Origin of the sequence: Paracraurococcus lichenis, assembly GCF_030657435.1 — a bacterium.
GTDB classification, from domain to species: Bacteria; Pseudomonadota; Alphaproteobacteria; order Acetobacterales; family Acetobacteraceae; genus Paracraurococcus; species Paracraurococcus lichenis.
On record NZ_JAUTWS010000003.1, the window covers coordinates 139218 to 154198 of the forward strand.

Sequence of the window (14981 nt, forward strand, 5' to 3'; positions counted from 1 at the left end):
CCTGCGTTCCATTCCAGGAAGCCGCCGCATTCGTGGCGACACAACTGGAGGGTCAGTCATGGACAAGGACCGCATCGAGGGCCTGGGCAAGCAGGTCAAGGGCGCCGTGAAGGACGCCGCCGGCAAGGTCACCGGCGATACCAAGCTGCAGGCCGAGGGCAAGGCCGACAAGGCCGAGGGCAAGGTGCAGAACACCGTCGGCGGCGCCAAGGATGCCGCCCGCGACGCGCTCGACCCGAAGCGCGACTGACGCCCTGAGCCGCGCCGCCCGCCCGACCCGGCGGGCGGCCCTCGCGGGGCGCATCCCGCCCGCGATGGAAAGGCGCCGTTAACGCAGCGGCCGGCAGGATGCCGGCCGCTGCGAACGGTGCACAGGATGCTGCAAGCGACGCCCAGGATCGGCGCCGGAACCCTTCCGGACTCTCATCGCGTGCGGCCGAAGGCGGGGGTCGACCCGGCCCGGCTGCTGCGCGCCGCGCCGCGCCTCCTGCGCGGAATCCGCCGGCGCCTCCGGCCGAGGCGCGTCTCGGCCGAGGCCGCGCGCTGGGCCATCCGCCTCTTCCTCGGCCGGGAGCCGACGGGGCGCGAGGAGGTCGCCTTCCATCGCGGCCATGGCGACCTCAACTCGCTGCGCACCGGCTTCGCCCGCACCCGCGAATTCCGCGAGTTCCTGGCCCGCATCGGCGGGGAGGGCCGCTATGCCGCGCCGCTCTTCCTCCTGCGGCCGCCGGCCTCGCCGCTGGTGCCCTGGCATTTCGCGCCGCCGAGCCTCGCCGCGCCGGTGTCGCAGCTCTGCACCGCCGCGCAGCTCGAGGAGCCGGACTTCGCCTGGCTCTGCGGCGCGCTCGGCCTGCGGCCTGACCCGCACCGCAAGGTCTGGGAATTCGCCTTTGTCGTCGCCGCGCTGCGCAAGGCCGGGCTGCTGCGGCCGGGGCTCCGCGCCCTCGGCTTCGGGGTGGGGCAGGAGCCGATCCCCGCCTTCCTCGCGCGACAGGGCATCAGCGTGCTGGCGACCGATGCACCGCCCGAGGCGATCGCCGGCCAGGGCTGGGAGAGCACCGGCCAGCATGCGACGGGCCTCGCCCCGCTGCGCCGCCCGTCACTCGTCCCGAACCCCGAATTCGACCGGCTGGTCCGCTTCACCTCCTGCGACATGAACGCCATCCCGCCGGAGCTCGAGGGCTTCGACCTCTGCTGGTCCTCCTGCGCCTTCGAGCATCTGGGCTCCATCGAGCATGGCCTGCGCTTCGTCGAGGAGAGCCTGCGCACGCTGAAGCCCGGCGGCCTCGCGGTGCACACGACGGAGTTCAACCTCTCCTCCGATGCCGAGACCTTCGAGGAGGCCAATCTCTGTCTCTTCCGCCGCCACGACCTGGAGGCGCTGCTGGAGCGCCTGGCGCAGGCCGGCCACCGGCCCTGGCCGCTGAACCTGCATCCCGGCGACGCGCCGATGGACGAGCATGTGGACCTGCCGCCCTATGCGCTGCCGCATCTGAAGCTGCTGGTCTCGCGCTTCGTCACGACCTCCATCGGCATCGTCGTGCAGAAGGCGGGGTGACGGGATTCAGCCTTTCGCAAGATCGGCCGCGCGAGCCTGGCGCTGCTGCCAATAGGGTGGTGTGACCTCGATGACCCTCAGCCTGCGCCCGGTCGGGCTGGACCTGATCGCCTCGGCCATCCGGCCGGAGGATGCGCGCCTTGCCGTGCCGGACCACCTGCAGGCCGCCGCCGCCGCGCGCTGGCCGGAGCGGCAGGTGATCCCGACCCATGCGCTGCGGGCCGATGCGCCGCCGGACCTGGTGATGCTGCACACGGGGCTGCTGCGCCGCGTCGCGCGGCCGGCGCTGCGGGCGCTGCTGGATGCCTGCCGGCCGGTGCTGGCGACCGAGGATGCGCTGCTGCTGCGGCCGGCCCTGTGCGTCGCGGAGGCCGCCCTGCGGCCCGACTGGCTGGCGGAGGTCGCGCGCCTGCGCCGGGCCGCCGCGCCGCCCGAGGCCGGTGCCCTCGATCTCGGGGGCACGGCGCTCGTCGCCGCAGACTACGGCAGCGGCGATATTGGCGCGGAGGCGGCGGCCATGGTCGCGGGCCGCATCGCCGCGGCCGCGGGCTTCCGCCGCGTCATCCTGGCCGGCGCCGCCGCTGCCTTCGACCTGGCGCGGGAGGCCGACTTGGTCGTGCTGGCCGGCGGCGGCGCAGCGGACCCTGCGGCGGTGGCCGACCAGGCCGGGCTGCTGCGGCATGCCCAGGATCTCGGGCGGCGGAGCGTGGCACTCGGCCTCGGCCTTCGCGGCCGGCCCGCGCCGGAGGCCGCCGCCACCTGGCGGGAGGCGCTGGGCCGCGCCGACCATGTCGCGGTCTGCGACCCCTTCGACCTGGGGCTGGTCCGCGAGGAACTCGGCATCGGGCAGGCCGTGCTGGCGGCGGATCCCTGCTTCGGCCTCGGCACCTTCGTCTGGCCGCCGGGCCCGCTGCCGCCGCGCCGCCTGGCGCTGGTGGCGCCGGGCGCCGCCGGAGAGGAGGCGGCCTGGGAGGGGGTGATCCGCCACCTCGCGGAGGCGCAGGAGGTGGTGATCGCCCGCCATGCGCCCGGGGACGCGGCGCTGTGCGAGCGGCTGGCCCGCGCCACCGGCGCACGGCTGGAGGTCATGGCGGAGCGCGGCGTGGTCGGCACGGGGGCGCTGTACCGGGAGGCCGCGACGGTGGTGGCCGGCCGCAGCCATGCCCTGGTCTGCGGCCTGCTGGCCGGCTGCCGCCTGTTGCCGGTGGTGCCGCCGGAGGGGCGGCAGGCACGGCTGGTCCGCTGGGCGCTGCCCTCGCTGGCCGCCGCCGTCACGCCGCCGGAGCGCTTCCTGGCCGAGCCGCCGGCGGTGCTGCTGGCGGCGGCGGTGGCCGCCGACCCGTCCGAGGTGGCGGCGCTGCAGGGGCGCGTGCAGGACCTGCCGGTGCAGATCGCCGCGGCGCTGCGCGGCCCGGTCGGCATCCAGACGACGATGGCGGCGATCCGCGCCGCGCTGGCGGCGGCACCGGAGATGACGGCGATCGCGGCCTGAGCCCGCGCCGCCGGGCCGGGGCGTACTTCCCCGGGATCATGCCGGCGGGCATGGCGCTCTGTCCGGCGCGCGGCCGCCGCCCTGCCGGAGTACGGCGCCAGCTCCGCCAGCGCGCATCATGTGCGGCGTCCCGGAAGGGGCGCGCCGGCGGCCGACGCGGCGGCAGATGGCCGCGTCCTGTGCCGGATGGCGGTGCCGGGCGCGCCGCCTATTGCCAGGGAAGCTGCGCCAGCAGTTCCGGCGGCATCTCCCACACCGGCTGGTCGAAGCCGACGCGCGGGGTCAGCGGGAAGGCTTCGAAGAAGCTGTCGAGCCGCGGCGGGAGGAGCGGCGTCCAGTGCCGGTCGATCGCGGCGATCACCTCGTCCCAGGCGGTCTCCGCGCCGAAGGGCTGGGCGAAGGCCGGCAGCACGGCGCGGCCGGCGCCGCGGTAGAAATCGGCGTAGCGGTGGTCCACCTCCCCGCCCTCGAGGTCGAACGCCATCTCGCCCTGGCCGCGGAAGGGGAAGGCGATGCAGGGGATGCCGTAGGATTCCGCGATGATCAGCCCGTGCAGGCTGGTGCTGGCGATGCGGCGGCAGGAGAGGATCTCTGCCAGCTTGCCGCGGAAGCCTTCCTCGCTCGCCTCGTGCAGGGTGTGGATGATGCGGACGCCGTCGGCCTCCCCATGGCGGTAGCGGGCATGCACCGGCCGCCCGTCCACCCGGATGGCGTCGAGCTCCGAGAGGTGGACGATCACCCCGAGCTCATGCGTCGGCTCGGTGGCCGGGCGCGGCAGGATGCGCGGCAGGAACCAGGCGCCGTCGCCATAGATCGGCGGCGCGGTGATGCCGGCGCCGAGCAGCGTGCGCCGGCTGTGCGGCCCGCGCGTCGCGTGCACGACGTAGCGGGTATGCGGCGCCGCGGCGAAGCCGGCATGGCGGTCGCCGAAGGCGCGCAGCTTGGCGTCGAAGCCGGTGCCCCAGACATGCACCGTGCCGAATTGCTGCGACTGGCCGATGGTGCCGATGGCGGCCAGCCGGATGAACTGGTCGCTATGGGCGCGCGCGAAGGGCAGGCAGCCGCTGATCGCCGCGACCACGACGACGCTGGCGACATCGCCGAAATTGGCCACGCCCTTGACGCTGCGGGCCCAGGTCAGCGGGACCTTGCCGCCCATGCGCCGGACGGCGTCGTCGAGGTCGAGATGCGGGCTATAGGCCAGCGGCGCCGCGGGGGTCGCGGCGGGCGGGGCGGGGATGACGGGCAGGGCGACGGTCACCGGGGCAGGATCTCCACATGCTCGATCGCGGCCTGGAAGCCCTGCTCGCAGAAGAGCCGGACCTCCAGCGTCTCCATCTCGCGGTCGGCGCCGAAGGGCAGGTCGAAGCTCAACCCCTCCGCCCCGATGGCGCCGAGGTCGACCTGCCGTTCCGCCAGCAGGTGGCTGCCGGTACGGCAGGCGACGTCCATCCGCGCCCGGCCCGCGGCGAAGCCGCCGCGGAACCGCAGCCGCGCCAGGTAGGTGCCGGCCGGGAGCGTGATGTAGGGGCCGTAGAGGCCGGTGCCGGCGCGGCCCTCCAGCAGGATCAGGTCGCCCTCGCGCCGGCCGGCCTGGGTCTGCAGCCGCGGGTCGCCGCCCGTGGCGCGGAAGACCGGCTGGTCGCGCCGCCGCGCCTCCCAGACCGTCATCCAGTCCGGGTCGGCGCAGCCGCGGCGCAGCCCGTGCCAGCCGGTCTCGGCCAGCGCCCGGGCGAAGTAGTCCTCGCGGAAGCCGAGCTCGAGCCAGCCGTTCTTGCGGATGGCCCAGAGCGAATTGCCGTCGAGGCGGAGGCCCCAGGGCATGGGGAAGTCCGGCGTGATTGGCTCGCCCGCGAAGAAGATGCGGCCCTCCGGCGCCAGCGCCTCGCCCAGCGCCCGCAGCAGCCGCAGGTGGTCGGCGCAGTGGTGGAAGCACTCGTAGAAGAGCGCCGCGTCGAAGCGCCGGCCGCAGCGCTCGGCCCAGAGGAAGTCGTCCTGGACGACCTCGACCTCCACGCCCTCCTGCGCGGCGCGGCGGCGGATCAGCTCGCAGAAATGCGGCTCGATGTCGACGGCCGTCACTTGATGGCCGAGCTTCGCCAGGGCGAGGGTGGTATTGCCCCAGCCCGGGCCGAATTCGACGACGCGGGAGCCGGGCGGCAGCGCCATGGCGCGCAGCAGGAAACCGATGGCCATGAGCTGCTCGCCGGTCGTCACGGCGCTGCCGGTATAAAAGGGGAAGGGGCGGCGCAGCGCGGCCTCGACATCGAAGGCCGTGACCTCGTTCGTCACGGCATAGTCGCGGCCGGCGACGTCGCGGTAGAGCGCGAGCTGCGCCTGCCGGTAGGCCTCCGAGAAGGGGTCGGGCGGCAGGCCGACCGGCGGGTCCATGCGGAAGCTGCCGAAGACCGCGCGCATGGCGTCGTCCGAGATCGCCTCGGCGCGGTTGCATTCCTCGATCTTGCCATCGAGTTCCGCGGTGGTGCGGATCACCTGCATGTGGCCTGTCTCCGTCCTGGCGCGGCGCCGCGGATCTGCGCGGGCGAGGGGGTGGGCATGGTGCGGGCTCAGTCCCAGGGATGGCCGGTGCGGCCGAGCACGACCCAGGGCTGGGTCTCGGAATTCGTCTCGGAGGAGAGCCAGGAGCTGCGGATCTCGAGCCCGTCCGCATGCTCGCGCGTCGCCAGCGCGACCTGGCGCAGCAGCAGCGGCTCGAAGACCGCGAGGCGTTCGGCATGATACGCATGGATCGCGCGCAGCCGTTCGTCCGGCGAGTCGCGGAGCGCGCGGAACAGCCGCAGCGTCAGGCCGACATGGAAATTCCAGAAGGCGTGGCTGATGCGCGGATGGCCGCCATCGTCGGTCCAGAGCAGGCCGAGCGTGTCGACCTTCCGCGCCTCGCCCAGCCATTCGATGCTGCCGGTGACGAGCGCGAAGGCATTGAGGCCGCGCTCGATCGCCTCCGGGATCGGCGCCTCGGGCAGCCAGGGCGCGGCATGGACGAGGGCGAGCAGCGCCGCGCTGTGGCAATCGACATGCAGGTCGCGGCTGCTGCGCAGGCCCATCAGGAAGCCGCTCTCCGGCCCGGCGAGGGGGTCGCGCAGCGGCTGCTCGAACTGCAGCATCACCTCGACCAGGGTGGCGAGGTCGCGGCGGTAGCGCTCCTCCCCCGTCGCGCGCAGCATGGTGGCGGCGGCGAGGATGACGAAGGCGAGCTGGCGGGAGAAGACCGTGTTCTCGCCGCGCCAGAAGCCCTCCACGAACTGCTCGCGGTAGACGTCGAGGTAGCGGTCGCAGAGCGACCGCAGCTCGGCGGCGAGGCCGGGCGGCGCCTCCGCCTCGCCGGCCGCGAGCACGGCATAGGCCTTGGCGAAGGCATTGATCTCGACGCCGTAGTCGTAGGAGATCGAGAGGTCGCGCGGCCAGGCCCCGGGCGGGGCGGCGGCGGCCTCGCGCATCAGCCGCTCATAGGCGGCGGCCTCGGCGTGGAAGCCGCCGGCGGTCAGCAGCTTGTCCTCGGCGACGGAAAGGCGCGCACCGCGATGCTTGCCCTGGAAGTCGTAGGCCGCGACCACCCAGTGCAGGCGTCCCGGCTGGTTCTGCACCACGCGCAGCTCGCGCAGCCGCTCCGGCGCATGCGGGCGGCTGTGGATGGCCAGCGCGAAGCCGTGCATCTCCTCCTGCCCCATGGCGTAGTAGCGCGCGCCCTCGGCCGGCAGGACGACCGCGCCCGGCTCGGCGGCCATGTGGCACCGCAGGGCGCCGTCCGGTCCCAGCACGCCGATGCGGCCGTAATGCACGTTGTTCTCGCCATGGCTGAGGTTGTCATGGCCGATGGTGAGCGTGACGTCGGCGACCTCGATCTCCGGGTCGAGGTCGAGCGCCGCCTCCGCCTGCACGAGCATGGAACTCGCCGCGACCCGGTAGGTGTAGGTTATGCGGCCGAGGCGCAGCCGCCCGCCCGCGGCCTCGAACCACAGGTCGCCGGCATGGCTGGCGACCAGCCGCCCGTCCTCGAGGGTGCAGGCGGTGTCGGTGATCGCCTCCTCCACGTCCAGCGTGACGTAGCGGTCGCGGTGGCGGAAGGCGACGTAGTTGCCGGTGAGGTAGAGGTTGCGGGCGGTCCGCCCGTCATGGAAGCGGATGCCGAGCATGACGCAGCCGGCCGGCAGGTCGGTGCCGACATGCATCATGCTGTGCAGCCAGGTCGCCCGGCGGTCGTCGCCCTCCGCCCGCTCCAGCCGCGGCGCGCCGATGCGGCGGAAGATGAAGGGCCCGTCGCACATGCCGCCGACGAAGCGGAGCATCGCCGCCGTTTCGCCCGGGAATTGCCGCCAGAGCGCGGGGTGGGAGAGGAGTTCGAGGACCTTGGCGTTGTCATCCGCCCAGGCCCAGACATCGCCGTCGGTCGGCCATTCCGTCTCGACCGCGGCCTCGACCCCCTCGCCACAGGGCCGGAACAGGCGCCGCATCAGGAAGGCGGCGTAAGGGGTCGGGTCGAGGCCGTCCTGGCTCATGCGGAGGGGTGCGCCTTTTCGCTGCGGTCGCGGCCGCGCGTCCTGCCCGGCCCCGATGGCCGGCAGCTTCCGCCGTAAAGGTAAATAATTCCGGAAGAAAGATCGCCTGGCGCGAGGCCGGGATCAGACCGCGCGGCGGGCCTTCAGCGCCGCGGCGAGCGTCCCCTCGTCCAGCACGTCGAGCGCGCCGCCGATCGGCACGCCCTGGGCCAGCCGCGTGACCTGCACGCCCGTCGGGCGCAGGCGGTCGGTCAGGTAATGCGCCGTCGTGGCGCCGTCCACGGTCGCGGGCAGGGCGAGGATCACCTCCCGCACCGGCGGCGCGGCGCCCTCGATCCGGGCGAGCAGGGGCTGCACCGCCAGGTCCTCCGGCCCGATGCCGCCGAGGGCGGAGAGGGTGCCGCCGAGCACGTGGTAGAGGCCGCGATGGGCATGCGCCCGCTCCAGCGCCCAGAGTTCGGAGACGCCTTCCACGACGCAGATCAGGCCGTGGTCGCGCTGCGGGTCGCGGCAGATGCCGCAGGGATTGGCGGCATCGAGGTTGCCGCAGATGCGGCAGGGCTGAACCGCGGCGGCGGCGGCGCGCAGCGCCTCGGCCAGCGGCAGCATGGCCTGGTCGGGCTGCATGAGCATCTTCAGCACGGCCCGGCGCGCGCTGCGCCGGCCGAGGCCGGGGAGCTTCGCCAGCAGGCCGATCAGGTGGTCGATGGGGTTGGGGTCGGGCATCTCAGGATGGCCGCGCGGCAGCGCGGCCCCGCCATGCGCAGGTAGGGTTGGTGTGGCGGCTACCTGCGCATGGCGCAAACTAGAATGGAAGCTTGAAGCCGCCGGGCAGGCCGCCCGGGATGTTCAGGCCGGCGGTCGCCTTCTGCATCTCCTCGGCCATCATCGCCTCCACCTTCTGCTTGGCGTCGGCATGGGCGGCGACCAGCAGGTCCTCCAGCACCTCCCGGTCGTCGGCCGACATCAGGCTGGGGTCGATGGTGACGCGCTTGAGGTCGCCCTTGCCGGTCAGCGAGAGCTTGACCATGCCCGCGCCGGCCTGGCCCTCGACCTCGGTGGCCTCGAGCTTGGCCTGCATCTCCTGCATGCGCGTCTGCATCTGCTGCGCCTGCTTCAGCATGTTGCCCAGGTTCTTCATGGGATCGGCCTACCGCTCCTCGTCTGGGGGTGGAACATCGTCATAGCCCGGCGGTTCGTCCAGCTCGGTCGGCGGGATGTCGCCCGGCTCCGATTCGGGCTCGTCCTCGGCCCGGGCCGGCAGGACCATGGCGCCGCCGAGGCCATAGGCATCGGCGCCCGCATCCCGCACCGCCTCGATCGTCGCGCCGGGGAAGGCGGCCAGCAGCGCCTGGACCAGCGGATGGCTCTGGGCGACGGTGCGTCGCTCGGCCTCGGCCGCGCGGCCCTGCTCGGCGAGCGTCGGCTCGCCCTCGGCATTGCTGAGCGTGATGGTCCAGCGCTCGCCCGTCGCTTCCTGCAGCAGGGCGCCGAGCTGGCCGGCGAGGTCGCGCGGGGCGGCGGGCAGGGGACGGAGCTCGATCCGGCCGGGGGCGACCTTCACCGGATGGACGCTGTGCACGAGATGGGCGTGCAGCATGGGCTTGCGGCCGGAGGCGAGGGCCACGACCTCCCGCCAGCTCGTCGGGCTGGCATTGGCCTGGGCGGCGACCGCATCGGCCAGCACCGCGCCGCCGCCGCCCATGGCGCGCAGCCCGCCGGGGTCCCCACGCAGCATTGCTGCGTGGGGTGCCCCGCCGCCATTGCCGTTCGGGGCGGGGCGCGGCCCGCCCGCCGGCACGGCGCCCGCGCCGTCGGTCAGCCGCCGCACCAGGTCGCCCGGGGTCGGCAGCTCGGCGACATGCGCCAGGCGAATCAGCACCATCTCGCAGGCCGCGCGGCGGTCCGGCGCCTCGTTCACCTCGCCGAGGCCCTTCAGCAGCATCTGCCAGGCGCGGCCGAGCACGGGGACGGAGAGCTTCTCGGCGAGCGCCGCGCCGCGGGTGCGCTCGCCCTCGGTGAGCGACGGGTCGTTCCTGAGGGAGGGGACGCTCTTCAGCCGGGTCAGCGTATGCGTCAGCTCCAGCAGGTCCTGCAGCACCACGGCCGGGTCGGCGCCGCGCTCATGCGCCCGGTCCATGAGCGCGAGCGCCGCCGGCGTGTCGCCGGCCATGACAGCCTCCATCAGGTCCAGCACCAGGGCGCGGTCGGCAAGGCCGAGCATGTCCCGTACCGCCTCGGCGGTCACGCTCCCCTCCGGCCCGCCGAGGGCGATCGCCTGGTCGAGCAGCGAGAGCCCGTCGCGGACCGAACCGTCGGCGGCGCGGGCGAGCATGGCCAGCGCCTCCTCCTCGACCTTCACGCTCTCCTTCCCGGCGATCCGGGCGAAGTGGGCGCGGAGCTCCGCCTGCGGCACGCGCTTGAGGTGGAAGGTCTGGCAGCGCGAGAGGATGGTGGCCGGGACCTTTCTGAGCTCGGTGGTCGCCAGCATGAACTTCACCTGGGCCGGCGGCTCCTCCAGCGTCTTCAGCAGCGCGTTGAACGCCGCGTTGGACAGCATGTGGACCTCGTCCAGGATGATGACCTTGAAGCGGCCCTGGGCCGGGCGGTAGCGCAGGCGCTCGCGCAGCTCCCGCACGTCCTCGATGCCGTTGTTGGAGGCGGCGTCGAGCTCCTGCACGTCCGGATGGCGGTCGGCGAGGATCGCCTTGCATTCCGGGCAGACGCCGCAGGGCTCGGGCGTCGGGCCGCCGGTGCCGTCGGGCCCGATGCAGTTCAGCGCGCGGGCGATGATGCGGGCGGTGGTCGTCTTGCCGACGCCCCGGACGCCCGTGAGCATGAAGGCATGCGCCACGCGGTTCTGCGCGAAGGCGTTGCGGAGCGTGCGGACCAGGGCGTCCTGCCCGATCAGCTCGGCGAAGCTGGTCGGGCGGTATTTCCGCGCCAGCACCCGGTAGGGCGTGGCCGGCGGCTCGGCCGGGGCGGGCACGGGCGGCGGAGCAGGGGGCGGCTCGGGCGCGGCCGCAGGGGCGAAGGCGTCGCCGAAGAGGCCTGGACCCTCGGGCGGCGGGGGCTCGGGCAGGGCTTCCTCAACCGGCGCGTCCTGCGTGTCGGGGGTGCCGAAGAGGGAGGAGGACATCGCGGCGGCGGGTTCCTGCTGGCCGGTGGCCCGCCGGGCCAAGGCGAGGGCGGGGCGGGGCGCCCCGCGATGGGGTGGAAGGCCGACAAGCGACCCGGGCGAGAACCCGTTACGGCTGCTTCCTTCCGGACCTGACCGGGTTGGCGAGGAGCCCGTCCGCGCCGACCTTCCGAGGGCACCATATCATGCCCCCCCACCCCCAACACAATGGAGGGGGGCGCAACGACCTGGCGAGCCGAGGAGTCAGGCCGGCCGCAGCCGGGCGATCAGGGCATCCGCGCCGAGCGACTCGTCGAGGAGGCCGGCCAGGGTGAGGTCGGTCGTCTCCGGCAGCGGACGCGGCGGCCGGCGCATGTCGAGCTTCAGGACGAGCTTCCTCGCCCGGCGATGGATCTCGGACAGGTCGAGGCGCTGCGCCATGCCGGGGGTGAAGCGGACCCGCGCCTGGTCGAGGAAGAGGTCGATCTCGTTCCGCCACTTGCGGGCCGCAGCATGGTCCGGCCAGGCCACGACCTTCAGGGCATGGAGAAGCGCCTGGAGCAGCAGCGAATTGACCGCATCGACCTGGCTGCTCCCCACCGACTCGATCTCCTCGATGACGTTCGCCCAGTCGACGTCGTTCACCCGCTCCCCCGCCGCCACGCGGCGCAGGCGCTCCGCCTGGGCGATGGACCAGGCCAGGATGTCGCGGTCGTAGAGATCGTCCGGCATGGGAACCTCCGTCCGGAACAATAGGGATCCGCCGCCCCGGTTGCCACGCCCGGTTGCCGCGCCGCGGCCCGCATGGCACGGTCCGCCTCCCATGCTCTCGATCCCCGCCAGCCGGCCCAATGCCTATACAGGCAGCCCCCTCGACCGTGCCGCGCACCGGCGGGAGGATGCCGACTGGATCGCCGCCATGCTGGCCGATCCGGACACCCTCTTCGCCCCGGTCTGGCGCAGCCGCAGCCTGATGAAGGGCGTCGATGCCGGCACGCCGGAGGCCGTGCTGCTGACCGGCGCCGCCGCCGAGGCGGTGCGCATGGCGGGCGGGCCTTGGGCCTTCCTCGGCCTCTGGGACGACCGGCCGGTCTTCGCCGTGGACTGCTCGGAGGCCGCGGACCCGCTGCCGCTGCTGCCGGAGGGGATGGGCACCTTCACCGACCTCCGCGCCGTCGCCGGCCTGCTGCCGGCCGGCGAGGCGAGCGTCCTCGCCCATGCCCGCGGCCTGATGCACTGGCGGACCAAGCACCGCTTCTGCGGCGTCTGCGGCCATGGCTGCGAGCCGCGCTCGGCGGGCCATGTCATGGTCTGCACGAACTGCAACGCGCAGCATTTCCCGCGCACCGACCCGGCCGTCATCATGCTGGTGGTGCGCGGCGACCGCTGCCTGCTCGGCCATTCCACGCGCTTCCCCAATACCACCATGTACTCGACGCTGGCCGGCTTCGTGGAGCCGGGCGAGAGCCTGGAGGAGGCGGTGCGGCGGGAGGTGCTGGAGGAAGCCGGCGTCGCGGTCGGCGCGGTGCGCTACCACTCCTCCCAGCCCTGGCCCTTCCCCTCCTCGATCATGCTCGGCTTCCATGCCGAGGGGCTGACCGAGGCGATCACCATCGACCCGGAGGAGTTGCGCGACGCCCGCTGGTTCAGCCGGGAGCAGTGCCGCGACCCCGCCGCACATGGCTTCGCCCTGCCGCGGGCGGATTCCATCGCCCGCCGCCTGATCGAGGACTGGCTGGCCCATATCCCATGACCCGCCTTCGCCCCCTGCGGCCGCTCGCGCTCGCAGGCCTGCTGGCCCTCGCCGCCTGCTCGGCCTTCCGTGCCGAAGGGCCGCCCCTCCCGCCCGAGCAGGACACCGCCGAGCACCGCGCCTGCCGGGCGGAGGCGCGCAATTCGCCGGAGATGAAGGCGGTCGGCCGCGAATTCTACGCCGGCAACCAGGGGAACATCGACCGCGTGACGCGGGAGGAGCAGGTCGCCTTCAACCGCGCCTATCGCGACTGCCTGCGGGCCCGCGGACTCGGCATGCCGGGCGGGGTGGAGCCGGTCGTCCGCCGCTGACCCCCGCGGGTCAGGCGGCGCTCCGTTCCGCCACCGCGGTCAGTTCCGCCAGGCGGCGCAGCAGCGCCGCGCGCTCATAGGGCTTGGCCAGCACCTCGAAACCCGCGGCGTCGAGCCCCGCGGCGCCGGCATAACCGGTCGCCAGCAGCACCGGCAGCCCGGCCCGCAGCCGCCGCGCCGCCTCGGCCAGCTCCATCCCGTTCATGCCGCCCGGCATGACGATGTCGCTGAACAGCACGTCGACCGGCTCGCCCCGCCGCAGCAGCGCCAGCGCCTCCGGCCCGTCGCCGGCGGCCAGCACGCGGAAGCCGCCCTCCTCCAGCATCTCGACCGCCACGGCGCGCAGGCGCGCGTCGTCCTCCGCCACCAGCACGGTGGCGCCGGGATGGCCGGGCGTGGCCTCGGTCCAGCCCGGCCCGGCGGGCTCCGGCCGTGCATCGGCTGCGGGTGTGGCGACGGGCAGGAACAGCCGCACGGTGGTCCCGCAGCCGGGATTGCTCTCGATCGCCACATGCCCGCCGAGCTGGCGGACGAAGCCGAAGACCTGCGACAGGCCGAGCCCGGTACCCTGGCCGACCGGCTTGGTGGTGAAGAAGGGCTCGAAGGCGCGCTCCCGCACCTCGGGCGGCATGCCGGTCCCCTCATCCGCCAGCGCGATGGCGACGAAGGGCCCCGGCGCCGCATCCGGGTTGCCGGCGAGATGCGCCGTGTCGAGCTCGACCTGCCGCGTCTCCAGCCGCACCGTGCCGCCGCGCGGCAGCGCATCCCGCGCATTGATCGCCAGGTTGAGGATCGCGGATTCGAGCTGCGCCGCATCGGCACGGCAGGGCGGCAGGCCGGGCGCGAGGGCGAGCTCGAGCCGCACGGCCTCGCCGAGCGCGCGCTGCACCAGCGGCGCGAAGCCCTCGACCAAGGCATTGGCATCGACCGCCGTGGCGTTCAGCGTCTGCCGGCGGGCGAAGGCGAGCAGGCTCTGGTTCAGGCCCGCGCCGCGCCGGACGGCGTCCCGCGCCATGCCGAGCAGCCGGCGGGCGCGCTCATCGGCCGCCGCGCCCAGGTGCTTCTCCAGCATCTGGACGGTGCCGAGGATGGCCGTGAGCAGGTTGTTGAAGTCGTGCGCCACGCCGCCGGTGAGCCGCCCCAGCGCCTCCAGCCGCTGGCTCTGCAGCAGATGCGCCTCCGCCTCCTCCCGCCGGGCGATCTCGCCGCGCAGCGTGGCGAGCACCGCCTGCTCCGACTGCCAGCGACGGATGGCGTTCAGCGTGGCGAAGCTGAGGGCGGCGGCGGCCAGCAGGCAGGGCAGGGCGAGGGCGGCGAGGTCGCGCCACCAGGCCGCCCGGACCTGACCGAGGTCGAGGGCGACGGTGATGCCGAGCGGGTAGGGCCCGACCCGGCGGAGGGCGACGAAGGCGTCGTCATGCCCGTCCAGCCGGCCGAGCGCGCCGCCGTCGCCCGCCGGCATCCGCAGGGCCGCGAGTACCGCGGCAGGGTCGGGCGGCGCCACGCCGTCCCGCGCCGGGACCGAGACCAGCGTCACGCCATCGGCGCGGACCAGGCCGAAGGCGGCGCGGTGCCCGGGATCCATCGCCCGCCAGGCGGTTTCGAAGTAGCTGGCCGTCATGGCGCCGATGACGGCGCCGTCGAACCGGCCCTCCGGCCCGCGCAGGGCACGGCCGACCACCACGCCGACCTGACCGGAGAGGGGCGAGCGGAGCGGGCGGCCGAAGACCAGCCCCTGCGCCCCCTGCTGCATGGCCTGGAAATAGTCGCGGCCGGCGACGTTCAGCGGCGGCGTGGGCCAGCCGAGGCTGATCGCGACGGTCTCGCCATCGGGCCGCAGGAAGTGCAGCGCGATGATCTGCGCGATCTCCTCGTCGAGGGCCCGCAGCCAGGCATGGTGCGCCGCGGCCTCCGCCTCGACCTCGGCCCAGGACCGGCCGCGGATGCGGTCCTCCATGCGGTCGAGGACCAAGGAATTCGTCTCGACCACCTTCAGCGCATGCTCGCGGGCGATGGCGGAGAGGCGGTCGGCCTCGGCCGCGGCGGCGGCCATCATCTGGCCATGGCGGTACCAGCCGCCGGCGGCGAGGAACAGGAGCGGCACAAGCAGCGAGGCGACCAGCATGAAGCGCAGCGACCGCGGCAGCTTCCGCCCGGGCGAGCCCCGCCTGTCACTGCCGCCGCCGCGCATCATGCCTGCATCTCGGACCCTCAGGGGCCGAGCGGCAGCCT

General features: G+C 74.1%; 13 protein-coding genes and 1 other RNA gene. 5 read left to right on the top strand and 9 right to left on the bottom strand.

Features of this window, described 5'->3' with window-relative positions; all coding sequences use genetic code 11:
• Positions 1-58: 58 nt before the first annotated feature.
• From Q7A36_RS04250 to Q7A36_RS04260, 3 genes are all read left to right on the top strand, one after another.
• Positions 59-250: a CsbD family protein gene (locus tag Q7A36_RS04250; protein ID WP_305102416.1), complete on the top strand. Its 192-nt coding sequence runs from the start codon at positions 59-61 to the stop codon at positions 248-250.
• A gap of 180 nt (positions 251-430) precedes the next feature.
• Entirely contained in the window at positions 431-1558 is a 1128-nt protein-coding gene (locus Q7A36_RS04255) for a class I SAM-dependent methyltransferase (RefSeq protein ID WP_305102417.1), read from the top strand.
• Between the two features lie 70 nt (positions 1559-1628).
• A complete protein-coding gene (locus Q7A36_RS04260) occupies positions 1629-3050 on the top strand; it encodes a polysaccharide pyruvyl transferase family protein (protein ID WP_305102418.1) in 1422 nt (473 codons plus the stop codon).
• A 208-nt stretch (positions 3051-3258) separates the two neighbouring features.
• On the opposite strand, the gene Q7A36_RS04265 is transcribed toward Q7A36_RS04260, so the two are convergent.
• The 8 genes from Q7A36_RS04265 to Q7A36_RS04300 form a co-directional block, all read right to left on the bottom strand.
• Positions 3259-4311, bottom strand: a complete 1053-nt coding sequence (locus Q7A36_RS04265) for a polysaccharide pyruvyl transferase family protein (RefSeq protein WP_305102419.1) — start codon at positions 4309-4311, stop codon at positions 3259-3261.
• Entirely contained in the window at positions 4308-5549 is a 1242-nt protein-coding gene (locus Q7A36_RS04270; RefSeq protein ID WP_305102420.1) for a class I SAM-dependent methyltransferase, read from the bottom strand. Before Q7A36_RS04270 ends, Q7A36_RS04265 begins: the two co-directional genes overlap by 4 nt.
• A gap of 68 nt (positions 5550-5617) precedes the next feature.
• Positions 5618-7567, bottom strand: a complete 1950-nt coding sequence (locus Q7A36_RS04275; RefSeq protein WP_305102421.1) for a hypothetical protein — start codon at positions 7565-7567, stop codon at positions 5618-5620.
• 123 nt (positions 7568-7690) lie between these two features.
• The gene (gene recR / locus Q7A36_RS04280) at positions 7691-8293 is read right to left on the bottom strand and encodes a recombination mediator RecR (protein WP_305102422.1); all 603 of its coding nucleotides are present in this window, start codon (positions 8291-8293) and stop codon (positions 7691-7693) included.
• Positions 8294-8372: 79 nt separating this feature from the next.
• On the bottom strand, positions 8373-8708 hold the full coding sequence (locus tag Q7A36_RS04285) for a YbaB/EbfC family nucleoid-associated protein (protein ID WP_305102423.1): 336 nt from the start codon (positions 8706-8708) through the stop codon (positions 8373-8375).
• Positions 8709-8717: 9 nt separating this feature from the next.
• On the bottom strand, positions 8718-10706 hold the full coding sequence (locus tag Q7A36_RS04290) for a DNA polymerase III subunit gamma/tau (RefSeq protein ID WP_305102424.1): 1989 nt from the start codon (positions 10704-10706) through the stop codon (positions 8718-8720).
• Between the two features lie 73 nt (positions 10707-10779).
• Positions 10780-10877, bottom strand: an RNA gene (gene ffs / locus Q7A36_RS04295) — signal recognition particle sRNA small type.
• A gap of 72 nt (positions 10878-10949) precedes the next feature.
• Positions 10950-11417: a DUF29 family protein gene (locus tag Q7A36_RS04300; protein WP_305102425.1), complete on the bottom strand. Its 468-nt coding sequence runs from the start codon at positions 11415-11417 to the stop codon at positions 10950-10952.
• 91 nt (positions 11418-11508) lie between these two features.
• Between Q7A36_RS04300 and nudC the strand changes: the two genes are divergently transcribed.
• Together nudC and Q7A36_RS04310 are read left to right on the top strand one after the other, a co-directional pair.
• Complete coding sequence (nudC, locus tag Q7A36_RS04305; protein WP_305102426.1) at positions 11509-12438, top strand: NAD(+) diphosphatase; 930 nt, start codon at positions 11509-11511, stop codon at positions 12436-12438.
• Positions 12435-12749, top strand: a complete 315-nt coding sequence (locus Q7A36_RS04310; RefSeq protein WP_305102427.1) for a phosphoribosylamine--glycine ligase — start codon at positions 12435-12437, stop codon at positions 12747-12749. Before nudC ends, Q7A36_RS04310 begins: the two co-directional genes overlap by 4 nt.
• Positions 12750-12759: 10 nt before the next feature.
• Here the strand turns inward: Q7A36_RS04310 and Q7A36_RS04315 are convergent, their stop codons facing one another.
• Entirely contained in the window at positions 12760-14943 is a 2184-nt protein-coding gene (locus Q7A36_RS04315) for a hybrid sensor histidine kinase/response regulator (RefSeq protein ID WP_305102428.1), read from the bottom strand.
• Positions 14944-14981 lie beyond the last annotated feature (38 nt).

What these genes read in the sequence shown, in the direction of transcription:
- Q7A36_RS04250 (WP_305102416.1), top strand. Translation starts at nt 59, where the DNA reads ATGGACAAGGACCGCATCGAGGGCCTGGGCAAGCAGGTCAAGGGCGCC.
- Q7A36_RS04260 (WP_305102418.1), top strand. Translation starts at nt 1,629, where the DNA reads ATGACCCTCAGCCTGCGCCCGGTCGGGCTGGACCTGATCGCCTCGGCC.
- Q7A36_RS04270 (WP_305102420.1), bottom strand. Translation starts at nt 5,549, where the DNA reads ATGCAGGTGATCCGCACCACCGCGGAACTCGATGGCAAGATCGAGGAA.
- Q7A36_RS04275 (WP_305102421.1), bottom strand. Translation starts at nt 7,567, where the DNA reads ATGAGCCAGGACGGCCTCGACCCGACCCCTTACGCCGCCTTCCTGATG.
- recR (WP_305102422.1), bottom strand. Translation starts at nt 8,293, where the DNA reads ATGCCCGACCCCAACCCCATCGACCACCTGATCGGCCTGCTGGCGAAG.
- Q7A36_RS04285 (WP_305102423.1), bottom strand. Translation starts at nt 8,708, where the DNA reads ATGAAGAACCTGGGCAACATGCTGAAGCAGGCGCAGCAGATGCAGACG.
- Q7A36_RS04290 (WP_305102424.1), bottom strand. Translation starts at nt 10,706, where the DNA reads ATGTCCTCCTCCCTCTTCGGCACCCCCGACACGCAGGACGCGCCGGTT.
- Q7A36_RS04300 (WP_305102425.1), bottom strand. Translation starts at nt 11,417, where the DNA reads ATGCCGGACGATCTCTACGACCGCGACATCCTGGCCTGGTCCATCGCC.
- nudC (WP_305102426.1), top strand. Translation starts at nt 11,509, where the DNA reads ATGCTCTCGATCCCCGCCAGCCGGCCCAATGCCTATACAGGCAGCCCC.
- Q7A36_RS04310 (WP_305102427.1), top strand. Translation starts at nt 12,435, where the DNA reads ATGACCCGCCTTCGCCCCCTGCGGCCGCTCGCGCTCGCAGGCCTGCTG.
- Q7A36_RS04315 (WP_305102428.1), bottom strand. Translation starts at nt 14,943, where the DNA reads ATGATGCGCGGCGGCGGCAGTGACAGGCGGGGCTCGCCCGGGCGGAAG.